General features: G+C 47.6%; 16 protein-coding genes. 7 read left to right on the plus strand and 9 right to left on the minus strand.

The window, feature by feature from the left end; all coding sequences use genetic code 11:
• The first annotated feature begins 451 nt into the window (after nt 1–451).
• From GCE9029_RS16755 to GCE9029_RS16770, 4 genes are all read left to right on the plus strand, one after another.
• A complete protein-coding gene (locus GCE9029_RS16755) occupies nt 452–1,867 on the plus strand; it encodes a carbohydrate porin (protein ID WP_062664937.1) in 1,416 nt (471 codons plus the stop codon).
• A 96-nt stretch (nt 1,868–1,963) separates the two neighbouring features.
• A complete protein-coding gene (locus GCE9029_RS16760) occupies nt 1,964–3,532 on the plus strand; it encodes a glycoside hydrolase family 16 protein (protein ID WP_062664939.1) in 1,569 nt (522 codons plus the stop codon).
• A 193-nt stretch (nt 3,533–3,725) separates the two neighbouring features.
• Nucleotides 3,726–4,448: a YebC/PmpR family DNA-binding transcriptional regulator gene (locus GCE9029_RS16765; RefSeq protein WP_062664941.1), complete on the plus strand. Its 723-nt coding sequence runs from the start codon at nt 3,726–3,728 to the stop codon at nt 4,446–4,448.
• 73 nt (nt 4,449–4,521) lie between these two features.
• On the plus strand, nt 4,522–4,872 hold the full coding sequence (locus GCE9029_RS16770) for a hypothetical protein (protein ID WP_062664943.1): 351 nt from the start codon (nt 4,522–4,524) through the stop codon (nt 4,870–4,872).
• Between the two features lie 50 nt (nt 4,873–4,922).
• On the opposite strand, the gene GCE9029_RS16775 is transcribed toward GCE9029_RS16770, so the two are convergent.
• From GCE9029_RS16775 to GCE9029_RS16785, 3 genes are all read right to left on the minus strand, one after another.
• Entirely contained in the window at nt 4,923–5,282 is a 360-nt protein-coding gene (locus GCE9029_RS16775; protein ID WP_062664945.1) for a hypothetical protein, read from the minus strand.
• 210 nt (nt 5,283–5,492) lie between these two features.
• Nucleotides 5,493–6,602 (minus strand): agmatine deiminase family protein, encoded by a 1,110-nt coding sequence (locus tag GCE9029_RS16780; protein ID WP_062664947.1) that lies wholly within the window; start codon nt 6,600–6,602, stop codon nt 5,493–5,495.
• A gap of 87 nt (nt 6,603–6,689) precedes the next feature.
• Nucleotides 6,690–6,911, minus strand: coding sequence for a DUF2798 domain-containing protein (locus tag GCE9029_RS16785; protein WP_062664949.1), 222 nt, complete (start codon nt 6,909–6,911; stop codon nt 6,690–6,692).
• 84 nt (nt 6,912–6,995) lie between these two features.
• Here GCE9029_RS16785 and GCE9029_RS16790 point away from each other — a divergent pair, with 84 nt between their 5' ends.
• From GCE9029_RS16790 to GCE9029_RS16800, 3 genes are all read left to right on the plus strand, one after another.
• Nucleotides 6,996–7,919 carry a LysR family transcriptional regulator gene (locus tag GCE9029_RS16790; protein ID WP_062664951.1) on the plus strand — a complete coding sequence of 308 codons (924 nt, stop codon included), beginning with the start codon at nt 6,996–6,998 and terminating at the stop codon, nt 7,917–7,919.
• Between the two features lie 86 nt (nt 7,920–8,005).
• Nucleotides 8,006–8,776: a nuclear transport factor 2 family protein gene (locus tag GCE9029_RS16795; RefSeq protein ID WP_062664954.1), complete on the plus strand. Its 771-nt coding sequence runs from the start codon at nt 8,006–8,008 to the stop codon at nt 8,774–8,776.
• 70 nt (nt 8,777–8,846) lie between these two features.
• The gene (locus GCE9029_RS16800) at nt 8,847–9,089 is read left to right on the plus strand and encodes a hypothetical protein (protein ID WP_062664955.1); all 243 of its coding nucleotides are present in this window, start codon (nt 8,847–8,849) and stop codon (nt 9,087–9,089) included.
• A 1-nt stretch (nt 9,090) separates the two neighbouring features.
• Here the strand turns inward: GCE9029_RS16800 and GCE9029_RS16805 are convergent, their stop codons facing one another.
• From GCE9029_RS16805 to rbsA, 6 genes are all read right to left on the minus strand, one after another.
• Nucleotides 9,091–9,954 carry a patatin-like phospholipase family protein gene (locus GCE9029_RS16805; RefSeq protein WP_062664957.1) on the minus strand — a complete coding sequence of 288 codons (864 nt, stop codon included), beginning with the start codon at nt 9,952–9,954 and terminating at the stop codon, nt 9,091–9,093.
• Nucleotides 9,955–10,971: a substrate-binding domain-containing protein gene (locus GCE9029_RS16810; protein WP_062664959.1), complete on the minus strand. Its 1,017-nt coding sequence runs from the start codon at nt 10,969–10,971 to the stop codon at nt 9,955–9,957. It abuts the gene before it with no gap.
• A 13-nt stretch (nt 10,972–10,984) separates the two neighbouring features.
• Nucleotides 10,985–11,905, minus strand: coding sequence for a ribokinase (gene rbsK, locus GCE9029_RS16815; RefSeq protein WP_062664960.1), 921 nt, complete (start codon nt 11,903–11,905; stop codon nt 10,985–10,987).
• Nucleotides 11,906–12,081: 176 nt separating this feature from the next.
• Complete coding sequence (gene rbsB / locus GCE9029_RS16820; RefSeq protein WP_062664962.1) at nt 12,082–12,960, minus strand: ribose ABC transporter substrate-binding protein RbsB; 879 nt, start codon at nt 12,958–12,960, stop codon at nt 12,082–12,084.
• 91 nt (nt 12,961–13,051) lie between these two features.
• Entirely contained in the window at nt 13,052–14,032 is a 981-nt protein-coding gene (rbsC, locus tag GCE9029_RS16825) for a ribose ABC transporter permease (RefSeq protein ID WP_062664964.1), read from the minus strand.
• Nucleotides 14,029–15,534 carry a ribose ABC transporter ATP-binding protein RbsA gene (gene rbsA / locus GCE9029_RS16830; protein WP_062664966.1) on the minus strand — a complete coding sequence of 502 codons (1,506 nt, stop codon included), beginning with the start codon at nt 15,532–15,534 and terminating at the stop codon, nt 14,029–14,031. Before rbsA ends, rbsC begins: the two co-directional genes overlap by 4 nt.
• Between the last annotated feature and the right edge of the window lies 1 nt (nt 15,535).

The raw sequence follows: 15,535 nt of genomic DNA on the forward strand, positions 1-15,535 counted from the left end.
TGAGCTTCTCAATCAGAATCTTCGGCTTTACTGGCAATAAATGGGATTTATCACACAGTAATTTGCAACGAATGATCTAATAACCACTAATGAGACACTTGGCTTTTATTGGTTCGCTTATGGGACAATTGCCTAACCTCTTAATTAAGAAGACAAGTAATCCAGTCAATTTGTGAACATTATGTGAAATGGATAACATTTTAACCTGTGACTATTTGCAGATGCCCCCGCACCTCTTTACGGTTGCTTTGACTATCGGTTTCTTTAACGTTTTGGTAACTAGATTGCCAGTTCTGCTGGAAGGGATGGATAAAAAGCTAGACAAACTCGACTGTTGTACACGTTAAGCCGATAGGGTGTTCGGCTTAACATAAACTTAGAATCGGGTATTTATTTAAATTCACAAGAAAGCGCTTTCAAAAAGTAAACCAACTTCGCTTATGGAGTGAAAATGAACAAGTCTACATTAGCGGTGGCTGTTCTGTGTGGCATCGGTGCTCTTACGAGCTCGCCAGCAAACGCAGACATCATTGACGAGTTTGAGTTTCATGGTTATTTCCGTGCTGGTTACTTTTTCAGTTCGGAAAATGATTTCAAGAAAGCTGATATCCCTGGGCAAAAAGAGCAACTGGGGCGTCTCGGACTAGAGGCAGATAACGATGGAAACCTGAACTTTATTGCTCGCTCCAACATTGGAGAGGATCAACAGCTCAGCATTCATGTCGGAATCGGTGACATTGAATTCGATGACCTTATCGGATACGTAGAGATGTCCGGTGTTACACCATCAGGCAGTCTTTGGGCGGGTCGAAGAAAGTTAGGTGAAGAGAATTACATCTTTATGACCGACTTCTTTTACACCGACATCGACGGCATTGGTGTAGGTATAGAAGATTACGAGATTGGAGATAGCTTCATTGATTTGGCGTACATCGCTAGCGATAGAAACATCAGTGATAGTTACGACGATTATGACGACTTCATTGACAACGCTTCAACAAACGCAGAGGTCATCAAACAACAAAACGCTCGCTATGTGACTGATGCTGAGCGCGCAAGCATTTTTGACAATCAAAACAATCCAATGCACACCCTTCACCTCTCTTACAATCTTGGTGCATTAACCCTGCAAGGCAACTATAAGTACATGCCTGACAATTGGGATCTTACCGGTAAGGAATGGGCTGAAGATGGTTACGATGTCACTGCCATCTATCATATGCTCGACTTCTTCGGTTTAAAAGGAAATGCATTTTCATATGCCATTCTTCAAGCTGGCGAAGGGTTAGGTTCAGGTAACCTTCTTGGCGGCACAATGACCGACTTTGTATCTTTAAGACCTGGTTCACTCACACAAGGTTACAAAGTTAATGACACGAGCCAGTTTGGTGAAGACGGCCTAGCCCCTATTTTTGGTGACCCGTATTACCGGGTAACGCTTCGTGAAGATGACGCCAAGTCCGTTCGCGCACTTCTCTGGGGTGGATATACCAACAGCCAAGGAATTGGTTTCTTCCCTGCACTTCAAGCGCAATACAACGATGAAGGCACGAATAACGAAGGCAATGATGCTGGCTACAACTACTGGGTATCAGCAATGATGCGCAATATCTTCCCAGTCAAAAACAACTTCATCATTCAAACTGAGGTGGGTTACTACGAAAACGTTCAGAATGGTGGCCATTGGCACCAATCTAAATTTACGGTAGCGCCTACATTTGTGCTTTCCGATGGTCTATCGACGGCAGAAATCCGCTTTACTGCAACTTACCTCCCGCTCTCATGGACAACGGGCGAAGAAGGCAACCAAGCCATACCACTGAAAGACGACGTTGTCTTCGGTATTCAGGCGGATGCCTACTGGTAAGCCTTTGGAGTTGAAAGGCTACGCTGTAAGTAGCTCCAAAAGTGTTTGAATGTATTGCGCAATTAACCTGAATTGCCGACGTGTAAGGATACAACAATGACTAATTTCCCTTATCGACGCGCATTAGTGGCTGCAGCAGTGGTTACTGCTGTTGCCGGTTGTGAGTCGAAAGTGTATCAACCAGTGACTGCTGGCCCTGATACCAGCGCTCCTATGGTTCGTCCTTCCAGCGACTGGACTCTGGTGTGGAACGACGAATTTAGTGGCGACGCGATTGATAAATCAAAATGGAGCCACGAGGAAAACTGTTACGGTGGCGGTAACGCTGAGCGCCAGTGTTATACCGATCGTAAAGTGAACTCGTTTGTAGAAGACGGCAAGCTGCACATTGTCGCTCGTGACTACCAGTTCACGGGGCCTTCCGACCCAGAGGGTAAAACTCGTCACATGGCGACCCTACCCTTTACGTCTGCGCGTTTGCGTACGATGAACAAAGGTGATTGGAAGTACGGTCGCTTTGAAGTTCGTGCAAAACTGCCATTTGGTCAAGGTACTTGGCCGGCCATCTGGATGCTGCCGACTGATTATGTATTTGGCGGTTGGGCAGCCTCTGGTGAAATCGATATCGTTGAAGCGGTTAACCTGAAAACCGCCACTGACGAACTTGGTGCTGAGGCAGGTAAAGAAGAAGCACGTATTCACGGTACTATTCACTATGGTCGTGAGTGGCCGGATAACGTGAGTACAGCTGCGGAATATCACCTTCCAGATCACGTAAACCCTGCAGACGGTTTCCACACTTACTCACTAGAGTGGGAAAAGGACGAAATGCGCTGGTATATCGATGATATCCACTATGCAACGCAGCGCTCCGACGGTTGGTACAGCCAATACAAAGAAGGTGGTCGCTGGGTAACTGGTGAGTCTGATGCCCCGTTCAACCAGCGCTTCCACATGATTCTGAACCTTGCGATTGGTGGTTCTTGGGCATCGAATGCTAACGAAGGCGGTATCGACCCATCTATCTTCCCGCAAACCATGGAAGTGGATTTTGTTCGCGTTTACGAATGTTCGAAAGACCGTGAAACCGGCAAAGGTTGTGCGACCGTTCAGGATTCCGCTCAATTCATCGCTGGTACACCTGCGCCTGAAATCATTATTCCGGGCCCAGACTATGCAACCGGCCCTGAGTTTGTGCTGTTTGGCGACAAGCCAGACAAACACCTGCGTTCGAAAGAGTACGATCCACAGTTCAAGATCTACACAGAAACCAAGCCTGTTGAAGGCCGTGGTGATGTGCTGGCAATGAAGAAAACCGGTGAGATCGGTAACTTCTACTTCGAATCACCTGAAGTCAACATGGGTGAATGGATGCAAGGTGGTGAGTTGGTCTTTGACCTATTGGTTGAAGAAAAAGCGCCGGAATCAAACATCCTTGTTCGTGTAGACAGCGGCTGGCCAGCATCGAGCGACATCGATGTAGAAGTGCCACCACTCGGTCAATGGACAGAAGTTCGTATCAACTTCGCTGAACTGATCGAAAACGGTAACCGTTTTGCACCAGGTTCGAAAGCGAATGTTGAAGGCCTGAAGAATATCTTTGTTATGGAGCCAACAGGGCCGATGGTTCTGCAACTCGATAACATTAGATACGAGAAGAAATAGTCCCTCTTCTTGAAACCCAAAGGGAGGCGAAAGCCTCCCTTTTCTTTTGTATCAGGCTGTGTAAGCCGCACAAGACTTGATCAAACTCAGCAAAACCCTTCCATATCGCGCTTTTAGTGCTGGAAATACCCTGCGGGTGATTGATAAAATCCCTGCCACTTCAATAAACGCATATCAAAGAGAGTGACTCCCCATGGGACGCAGTTTCGAAGTTCGTAAAGCTTCAATGGCGAAAACACAAGGCGCCAAAGTTAAGCTGTACTCAAAGTACGGTAAAGAAATCTACGTTATCGCGAAAAACGGCGGTGGCGATCCAGATTCAAACCTGTCGCTTAAGCGCATGATCGAGAAAGCGAAAAAAGATCAGGTGCCAGGGCACGTTATCGACAAAGCAATCGAGAAAGCAGCTGGCGGCGGCGGTGAAAACTATGAAGTTGCGCGCTACGAAGGTTTTGGCCCAGGCGGTTGCTCAGTGATCGTTGACTGTCTAACTGACAACAACAACCGTACCTACATGGAAGTGCGTCAGTGCTTCGTGAAAACCAACTCAAAGATTGGTGGCCCAGGTACTGTTGCTCACATGTTTGATCACCAGGCTGTATTCCAGTTTGCCGGTGAAGACGAAGAAGCGGTACTGGAAGCGTTGATGATGGCAGACGCTGACGTGACTGACATCGAATGTGAAGACGGCGTAATTACTGTATTTGCACCTCACACTGAATTCTTCAAAGTGAAAAACGCACTGACAGAGTCAATGCCAGAAGTCACTATCGACGTTGAAGAAATCACCTTCGTTCCACAAACCATGACTGCAGTAAGCGGCGACGATGTTGCAACCTTCGATAAGTTTATGGACATGCTGAACGACTGTGACGACGTACAAAACGTTTACCACAACGCAGAAATCGAGGCGTAACTCCTTAACGTTTGCGTTCGAAATGCCCGGTTTAACCGGGCATTTTACTTTTTGACTACATTAAGGCTCCACCATGGAACATAAAGATTTTGAAGCGCTGGTCAAAGCCCTTTGCGAAAAAGCCAGCCTTCCTGAAGCCCTCGATATGCTTAAAGTCTGCGAAGACGAGGCGGTTGCTGAAGCAGCTAACGCGCTAACAGGACAGTTCGCTCTGGCAGAAATTGAAGGTGAAAACCGTGTTTATCACGTCTTCACTGAAGAAAATGATCAAGGCGAAGAACAAGAGTTTGTCGAACACGTGATGAACGTGGGCGATGACGTGATTGTATTTGTCGCCTGGTTCTTCTTCACTCAGTTCGACATCAAGAACCGCGATACCTACGCTGCAGCTGGTCGTACTTACAAGCAACCTAAACGCAGCTAAGAAAAAGCCAGAGCACTGCTCTGGCTTTTTACTTTCCAATACCCCGCGTATCAACACGCTTTCGGCTCTACCTTTTCCCAAGCCCATTCGTACCACACCAATTCGGCGCTAATTTGCGATTCCCATACTTGGTTGTTAGAAAGATGAATAGCATTGCATTCCCACCTTCCCCAATCATTTCCATTTTTCATACAAGCTTTGACAAAAACACGTTCGGCACATTCGCTAGTCAAGCTAATAACTAACTTATCAGGCATCCAGTAGGAATTATCCGTCACAACGCATTTAGCGCTGACATCAGACATTTTGGTTGGTTTTGTGCAGATATTTTCTGATGCACTAGCGAGATTTAATACGGCAGATACAGGGAGTAACAGCGAAGCAAGCGTTCTTTGAAATTTGATTTTCATGATCTTTGTATATATTTATTTTTCCAATAAACACCTGTATACAAACCCACACCATCAAATACTATGCATTACACCGTTATCTTTTTTGTCTGTGAATTTAGGCAAATTTAACGCTCAATTAATAGTGGCCTTATCAGTTACACTTCCAGTATCTAAATTTCCAATAGCAAAGTTATCTAGCAAATGGTTGTGAGAAAACGTTTTACGGTACTAGATTATCTGAGGCTCTTGCTGAGTTGCACAGTGAATACTGCCTCCCCCCGCAGCAATGGCATCTACGTTTAATGCCTCCACAGTGCGTTCTGGGAAAAGTCTCTCCATCGTTGCTTTGGCCTTCGCATCCGCAGTTTTGTCACCAAACTCCTGCATGATCACTGCATGGTTACAAACATAAAAACCGACATAGCCAGCAGCGAACTCTTTGCTGTCAAACTCTTCACGAATCGTATCTGGCGTTTCCAGTGCATGAAGGCTCAACCTGTTTCCTTGTGCATCGGTCGCTGCTGACAAAATCTCCCAATGCTCTCGGGTAAGCTCGTATTCATAGGATTCTGGATAGGTATCAATACCAACGACCACATTGCCTGGACTGGTAAATCGAGCGTAAAAATCTGTATGCCCATCAGTGATGTCGCGTCCTCGTATTCCTGGGATCCAAATGATTTTTTCCAACCCTAAAAACGGCATCAGAAGATCTTCAAATTGGGCTTTAGAAATACCAGGGTTACGGTTTGCATTTAAAGTACAGCTTTCAGCAACAATAGCGGTACCCTGCCCGTCTACCTCTATGCAGCCACCTTCCATAACAATTCGCGCTTGAATACGTTGAGTATGGCTAAGGCGGGCAATCTGCTTTGCCACGGATGCATCCAGTCTATATTGTTGCTTATTTCCCCACCCATTGAAGTTGAAGTCGACAGCAGCTTTGTCACCTTGCTCGTTCAATACGAATACTGGCGCAGTATCTCTCGCCCACAAATCGTCGAGTTGACCTTCGATTAGATCAACCTTGTCTCCCATCAAGGCCCGAGCGATTTCCATATCCTTTTTTCGTACCAACATGGAAACGGTTTCGTATTTGGCAATCGTGAGCGCAATGTCCGCGAGATTTTTTTGAACCGCAGGAAGTAATCTCTTTCCCCAGATTGGCTCTGATGCCCCAAATGCCATCCATGTACGCTCATGAGGCGCCGATTCATCAGGCATTATCCAAGCCGCACGATTCGGGCGCGTTATTTCTGTTGCATGAAGGCCAGGAACAAAAGGCAACGTGAGTGCCGCTGCACCAGCCTGTTGAATAAATCGTCGACGAGAAATCATAGAAGGAGTGCAATCAATTTTATATCTATCAAATACAGAGGGTTAACTAAATATTGCGTAAAAAAGCCTAACTGTCATCTTTGATGTTTAAATTGCTTCCGCCAACCACTCTGAGAACTGCCTGACTTTCGGCAACACAGTCACACTCAATAAAAATGCGCACGGCCAAGCAACCACAAAACTCTGCCCCCAGACCTCGGGCCAATCATCAGAAAACCCCATTTTGTAGCCGGAGATCAACCCAGACATAGTAACTGCCATCACTAATGTGCTGAGTGCTGTTGTTATCCAAAACCGTTTCCTTTCCATTCTCACCTCAAACTTGCTGTGCTTTTGTCTTTGGACTTAAGATAAATAAATCCATAAACGAGATATACAGGCACAATTTGAACCATGAATTCCATTTTTGGAAACATTGACGATCTCTATCTCTTTTGCCAAATCATCCGTGATGGCTCGCTGCTTTCGGCATGTAAGTCATTAGGGTTACCCGCTTCTACTGTGTCTCGCCGGATCAGCGCGATGGAAAAAAGGCTCAATGTTCGATTACTGGAAAAGCGAGGACGAGAGCTCGTTGCGACAGAGTCAGGAAAGCGAGCTTATGAACAACTCATTAGCAGCATGGAGCAACTTGAATCTGGGATTGAGCAAATTCTACAAGATAGCAACGAGGTGTTTGGCAACCTCAAGGTGACCATGCCAAATAACTTCTATCATGGGTTTGTTGGGGATGTGATTAGTCGATTCCTTGAGGATTATCCCAAGGTAAAACTTGAGATTATTTTAAGCCAAGAACAGCAGATCCCGACAACAGATAGGGATCTCTTAATGACCTTCGATTTAACCGGTCTTGAAAGCTTCATTGCCAGGCCACTTTTTACGGCCAGACATGGCTTCTTTGCCAGCCAAAGTTATCTCGAAAAACATGGTGAGATCGCAACGATTGAAGCGTTGAAGCAAGCAGATTGGATAGCCGTAGATAAAGTCTGGAACATCAACCTATATCGCGAACAGAGCCTTGAGCACACCATCGCTATACGCCCCAAGTTAGTTGTTAATGACATCGCGGCAGTGATTACTGCTGTGGAACAAGGTATTGGCGTCTCGTCTCTTCCTCTTCGTCATACCTTTGGCAATAAAAAGCTCGTTGAGATTTTGCCGGAATATACCCGAGCCGACAGAACCGCCTATTTGGTTTATCGCGAGCGTCAACATCAGCCTCGCGCGCTGACTTTGCTGGTTGATGCCCTGCTCAAGGCTGCAAGGACGATTAAATATGGCACTGACGCCTATCATGGTGGCACGAAGAGGAATTGACTTTGTGCATCAAAATTTAAGCAATAAAAGCAATCATTAACGGCTAGACTCGGGGAAACAACGCGCTAAAGAAAGGACGCATTGAAATGAGCGAGCAACGCAAACAATGGATTCACGATCTCCTCAAGAAAGGCATTGAGCATGGCGATGCTGAAGCCGTTAAAGTTGTCGATGAAACCCAGTACAAACAGCACAACCCTATGACAAAGGAAGGTGATGTCGGGTTAGCTGAGCTGTTTGCGAAACTGGCAAAGACTAACCCTCATGTTGAGATTCTGCGCATTTTCTCAGATGGCGATTATGTGTTTGCCCATACCGAGTATGACTTTTCCAGCGTAAAAATCTGCTTTGAAGTATTCCGATTTGAAGGGGATAAAACCGTCGAGCATTGGGACAACTTAGAGCTCAAGCAGCCCAGCAATGCTTCTGACCGAAGCATGATTGATGGCGCAACAGAAGCCGCTGATTTGGAGAAAACAGAATCCAATCGCGAAACCATCATCAATCTCGTTAATCAAGTATTGGTAGATCAAAACCCCGATGTGATTCCTCTCTTTTTCAATACCACTGATTATAAAGAACATAGCCCTGAGCTCAGTGATGATCTGGACTCGCTAAAACATGCCCTCTTGAAAAGTCAGCCCGATGGTTCGCCATATGTTCATTACCAAACACTACATCGCACTTTTGCAGAAGGTAACTTTGTACTCACTGCCTGCGAAGGCCTGCGCGCTGGTGTTCATATCGCCTTTTATGACTTGTTCAGATTAGAAGACGGAAAAGTGGTCGAACATTGGGATACCGTGGAAGAAATACCCCCACGTGAGATTTGGAACAATCAGAATGGGAAGTTCTGATTTAAACACTTGACGTGACTGAGATTCCAAATGATACTGTATATATAAACAGTATCATTTGGAGGTGCTCATGAATACGAAAGAGTTTGACCAGTTGCTTGAACGGGTTAACCAAAGCCGTAAAGCAGCCTTGAAAGATAATACGTTTATTGAACAGGCTGAGCTTCACGCAAAAGAGTTGGCTCGCTTAGAAAGCATGAACATGCGCCCAGTGAAAAAGCGGGCCAAGAAAAAGAAAGTCAGTGCACCGAAGCGTTTCTCAAACGTTTACGAGGGATTCGCGGAAAGCCGAGACGATGTTTTCCATTACTGAGTCACAGAGAATTCAGACTGAGTTTATCCCAGCGTATCATGGCTTCTTTGCCTGATTCATAACCCAGATAATAGGCCTTTTTAAGAGGCGCCTTTTCCCTACTAAGGCGCTTCAACTTGAAATCTTCCGGCGGACAAATCTGAATAATTTCCACCCCTTCAGGCGGATGCTCTATCAGTTCAAGCGTTTCGTTGTAGCGAATGTGTCGCGTCAGCATCGGCGCTATCAATGCTGGATGATCTTTGAGTAGATGTTTAGTTAAAACGTCGAATTTAGGCTCAGATTTTCTGTAACTTGCCGGACGGCTCCGAAGCACCATGATTTGTGTAGCCCCGCGACGAATCGCCTCTGCAACAGGAATTGCATCTGCCACGCCACCATCGACGTATCTCACGCCATTCAGTTCCACACCATGTCGGTACATCACTGGCAACGCGCTGCTGGCTTTCATGGTTTCAGCCAACATTTCAACGTCTGGTGTATGGTACTCAGGTTCGCCATTGTCCTGCCGGGTAACACCGAGAAAAAACGGCCTTGGGTCTGCTTTCAGAACGTCTTTGTCGATACCAAGCTCTTCCAGCGTGACTTCCCACATCCAGTCGAGATCCATCAAGTCACCGCCCATGGCGAACTGACCCGGTCTCAGGAATTCTTTGCGAAGGCTGTAATCGAGGTAGATTTTCAGGTTTCTTCCCGGCATGTCAGCCAAGTACGCTGCCAGATTGCTGCCGCCTGCAGATACGCCCCAGAAGCTATCGAACGGCGAGAAGTTTTTCTCCATGAAGTAATCAAGAATGCCGCACGAGAACACGCCGCGCATTGCGCCACCTTCTACAATAAGTGCAGACTTCCCAACCTTCTCCATTTACCTTTCTCCTAAAAACTCCGCTACCGAGCCTCGCTCAATGACGGCTGGCTCTAACTCTACGATCTGAGGTTCGCTACCGCTGTCACTGATGCGTTGAATCAAAGCATCGACCGCGGCTTTTCCTAGACGATACTTGGGTTGATGAACGGTAGTGAGCGAAGGCGTCATGTATTTCGCCAAGTGGATATCATCGTATCCCATCACGGATAAATCTGCTGGAACAGAAATCCCCTGTTCGTTGGCAGCGTTAATAAGGCCCATCGCCATCATGTCGTTACCTGCGAAAATTGCGGAAGGTAACTTACCGTTGTCCTGAAATTTTGCCAGAGCCTGATAGCCACCCTCACATTCGAAATCGCCTTCCACCACCCATTTCGGGTTGATGTTAAGGGCAGCCTCTTTCATAGCACGTTTGAAGCCCTGATAGCGCATTTGCGCCTGATGCCTAACTAAAGGCCCAGTGATGCAGCCAATTTCTCTATGCCCTTGTTGGATAAGATGCTTGGTCGCCAAATAGCCGCCACGAAGGGAGTTATCCTGAATCTTGTCGCATGGCAGGGAGATTGGACCCCAGTCCATCACAACCACCGGTACGGATTGAAGCTTTTCAAGGATCTCGGAATACTCCCCTTCAAGCGTTGAACACATCAGGATGAAACCGTCGACACGCTTTTGCATCAGCGTATCAATAGAGGCTTTCATGCGCTGGGCATCGCCTTCGGTATTACAGAGTATCAGGTTGTAGCCCGCGTGATAGCAGCTTCGCTCCACCCCCTTTACCACCTCACCAAAGAATGGGTTGGTTGATGTGGTGACAATCATGCCAAGGGTGTTGGTGCGGTTGGTTTTGAAACTGCGCGCCAAAGCAGACGGCGCAGTGTAATGAAGTTCTTTAGCAGCGTTATTTACGCGCTCTGCAATCTCATCACTGACAAAGCGCGTTTTGTTGATGACATGGCTAACGGTCGAGGTTGAAACACCGGCTAACTTCGCGATGTCTTTCATTGTCGCCATGTCTTCTCCTTAATCAGGCGTGTTCTTTTAGGAATACGTTCACTTCATCACGTGTTGGTATCGAAGTCTGAGCACCAAAACGTGTTACAGAGATTGCCGCTGCTGCGTGAGCAAACTTAATCGCTGATTTTAAAGGCATTGATTCCATTAGACCAGTCACGAATGCGCCATTGAAAGTGTCGCCTGCTGCGGTGGTATCCGTTGCTTCTACACGGAATCCTGGCACGATTTGACCTTCGCCATTCTGGCTGACATACACACCTTTCGCGCCCAACGTGATCATCACGGTTTCGATACCCTTCCCATGCAGTAGGTCCGCTGCCGCTTTTGCTGATACATCGTCTTCCACCTTCACGCCCGTCAGCACTTCTGCTTCTGTTTCGTTTGGCGTGATGATGTCGATACAAGCCAACAAACTTTCAGGCAATTCTCGGGCAGGAGCAGGGTTCAAAATCACTTTAGTGTCATGTCGCTTGGCAATTTGAGCAGCCAGTTCGATACCGTCTAGCGGCGTTTCCAATTGCATCAGCAAGTATTCGGCCTGACGAATACGTTCAAGCTCTGGTTCAATGGCTTCTGCCGTCAATTTGGCATTGGCTTCTGCAGAGATACAAATGCTGTTTTCCCCGCTATCAGAAACCTGAATCATGGCGATACCTGTTGGGCAATCTGCCTGCATTTTCACGCCACCAATATTGATGCCATCACACTTGAAACTTTCGCGGATGTTCACGCCGAATGGGTCGTCGCCCACGCAGGCAATAAAGCCGATATCAGCTTTCAAACGCGCTGCAGCCACCGCTTGGTTTGCACCTTTACCACCAGGGATAACCTGATAATTGCGACCATGCAGGGTTTCACCCGGACGGGGAAAAGAAGGCACCTGCAATACATGGTCTGCGTTAACGCTCCCTAAAACCACTAACTTATTCATCGCGCTATCCTCAGCCTCCTTCAGGGAGACCTTATTGTTGTACTAAAAAACTGAGTGATTTAGGCTCTTTATCAAGAATCTAAAGCAATCGGTTCTGCACTCCCCCTCAAAATCCGAGGACTAATACACCCTCCCCTTTTCAAGGGAGGGTCTGGCTGGGGTTTTCCCTATTAGGCTTACTGAGTGACCACTTTCAACGGAACAGGAATCGATTTTTGAACCTGTTCGCCTTTCAGCATTTTATCTGCCACTTCAACACCAATAGCACCAATCAATTCAGGCTGTTGAGCAATAGTTGCTGCCAGTTTGCCACGTTTCACCGCTGCAATGCCGTCATCGGTGCCGTCAAAGCCAACAATCATCACGTCTTTGCCTGACGCTTGCACCGCGCGTAATGCTCCCAATGCCATTTCATCATTCTGCGCGAATACCGCCTGAACATCCGGGTTAGCTGCCAGCATATTCTCCATGACGTTCAGACCTTTAGTGCGGTCAAAGTCAGCAGGCTGGCTCGAAAGCAATTCCATTGAACCGCCATCCACCACTTTCATGAAGCCTTCGCCACGTTCACGCGCTGCTGATGTACCCGCAATACCTTCCAACTGAATGACTCTAGCCTGCTCACCCACTTTCTCCATGATGAACTTGCCTGCCATTTCACCGCCTGCCACGTTGTCAGACGCAATATGGCTCACCACTTCGCCGCGCTGTGCACCACGGTCTAATGTCAGAACAGGGATTTCGCTGCGGTTCGCAATGCGAATAGCGTTAGAAACTGCCGCGGAATCCGTCGGGTTGATAAGAATCGCTTTAACACCACGAATGGTTAGATCTTCCACGTTTGAAAGCTCTTTGCTCGGGTCATTTTGGGAATCCAGAACAATTAGCTCATAACCCAGCTCTTTTGCTTTGTTCTCTGCACCTTCCTTCATAGTGACAAAGAAGGGGTTGTTCAGTGTAGACACAACAATCGCCATAGTGTCTTGCGCTTGTGCAGCCACGGAAACGGTTGAGGAAAGCAGAGCGGCTGAGATAAGCATGGATAGTTTTTTCATTGTCTTCATCCTTTTGTTTTTGGTGCGCCAGTGAGGGGGACACTGGCGCGTTCTACACGTAAATCGTTGGTTTAATATTGGATTCGTAGGGTTACTTGTTTTTGTTGTCGACCATGACCGCCGCGAGAATCACTGTCGCTTTGGCAATCATTTGGTAGTAGGAGGAAACGTCCAGCAGGTTCAGGGCGTTGTTCAGGAAGCCAATGATCAGCGCACCAATGAGGGTACCCATGATGCGGCCTTTACCGCCCATCAGGCTGGTGCCTCCCAGTACCACTGCAGCAATCGCATCCAGTTCGTAGCCCATACCTGCGGTAGGTTGTGCTGAAGAAAGACGTGAGGTCACGATGATGCCTGCAAGAGCAGCCAAGAGGCCACAAATCGCATAAGCGCCAATCTTTACTTTGTCGACATCGATACCGGACAGGCGGGTAGCAGATTCGTTGCCACCAAGCGCGTAAATGTAGCGACCAAAACGGGTGTGGTTCAGCAAGTACCAGACCGCTGCAAACACAATCACCATCAACCAGACTGGAACCGGAATACCCAATGCATAGCCCGTACCGAACCAGGCAAACGCATCAGCGGTATCAGTAAAACCGGTAGAAATCGGACGGCCTTCGGTGTAAACCATGGTCACACCGCGCAGCAATGTCATGGTGACCAGCGTGGCAATAAACGCCTGCACCTTGCCTTTGGCGATGATGATGCCGGAAATCGCTCCCAATGCCGCACCAGCAAATAGCGCGGTTGGCACTGCCACCAGCACAGGCACTTCCATCGCAATCAGTGTTGCGGCAAATGCACCACATAACGCGAGAACTGAACCCACACTCAGGTCGATACCAGCGGTCAAGATGACCAGTGTCATACCTACCGCAATAATCGCGTTAATCGACGTCTGGCGAAGAATGTTCAGAATGTTGTCGACGGTAAAGAAGTTCGGGTTTAAAAACGACACCACGACAATCAGAAACAGAAGCGCAATAAGCGATTTCTGTTCTATCAACCATTCTTTGCTGAATAGCTTTTTACCTTCAGCTTTCGATTGGGTTACGGCGTTACTATTCATGCTGCATCCTTCTTAACGTATTTACCTACAGCGCAGGCCAGTAATGTTTCTTGATCCGCATCTTTGGCATCGAATTCCCCGGTAATACGGCCTTCATGCATCACCATGATTCGGTCACTCATTCCAAGCACTTCCGGCATATCAGAAGAAACCAGAATGATGCTCATACCTTCTGCTTTGAATCGGTTGATTAGCTGATAAATTTCTTTCTTTGCACCTACATCAACGCCACGGGTTGGCTCGTCGAGGATAAGTACACGCGGCTTAGTCATCAGGCCTTTAGCAATCGCGACTTTCTGCTGGTTACCACCAGACAAATTGCCTATGAGCTGCTCCCGGGTTGGCGTTTTGATGTTGAAGAGTTGGATGAAATCGTCGACGGCCATGACTTCGTCGTTGTGGCGGATTTGCATACCTTTGCTCAGCTTGTCCAGAGAGCAAATCGACATGTTTTCCTTCACCGACAATCCCAGAATCAGGCCATCGCCTTTTCGATCTTCAGAGATGTAAGCAATACCGTTAATCAATCCATCGCGTGGGCTGATTGGGTTAACGGTTTTGCCATTGAGTAAGATGTCGCCGCCATCGCGTGAAAGCGCGCCGTATATCACCTTCATCAGTTCAGTGCGGCCTGCGCCCATCAGGCCGGATACACCGAGAATCTCGCCGCGCTTAAGGGTGAAGCTGACGTCTTTCACACCCGCGCCGGAAACGTTTTTCACTTCCAGACAAGTGTCACCATGGGTGACTGCAATGCGTGGATATTGCTCTTCCAGCTTGCGACCCACCATCATTTCGATCAGGCGGTCTTCATCGATATCTTTCACCTGACATTCACCAATAAATTTGCCGTCGCGCAGCACAGTAATGTCATCGCAAATGGTGAAGATTTCTTTCAGACGGTGAGAGATATAAACAATGCCGCAGCCTTCGTCCCGAAGCTCATTGATGACCTTGAACAGCGATTCTGTTTCGGTGTCAGTCAAAGCATCTGTTGGTTCATCCATGATGATGACCTTAGATTCAAACGACAGCGCCTTGGCAATCTCCACCATTTGCTGTTCGCCCAAACTCAACGCACCCAACAAGGTTTTCGAGCTGTGTTTCACGTTCAGTCGTGCCAGCAATTTATCGGCTTCTGCGTACATCTTGTCCCAAAGAACACGGCCGAATGGGCCAGTGAATTCACGGCCGAGATAAATGTTCTCAGCAATTGTCAGTTCAGGGATCAGGTTCAGCTCCTGATGGATAATGCTGATACCAGCCTGCTGCGAATCACGTGGGCCTTTGAATGCTGCAGCTTTGCCTTCGTAATGAATCGAGCCACCGTCCAAGGCGTGGATGCCAGTCAGCACTTTCATCAGCGTCGATTTACCTGCACCGTTCTCTCCCATCAGCGCCATCACACGGCCTGGATAAACGTTGAGGCTGGCTTTATCCAGCGCTTTCACGCCGGGAAAAGCTTTCTCAATCTCACTGAGTTGCAATATTGCCTGGGTCATA

It is taken from the genome of Grimontia celer (assembly GCF_900055185.1).
In the GTDB taxonomy this organism is placed as follows: domain Bacteria; phylum Pseudomonadota; class Gammaproteobacteria; order Enterobacterales; family Vibrionaceae; genus Enterovibrio; species Enterovibrio celer.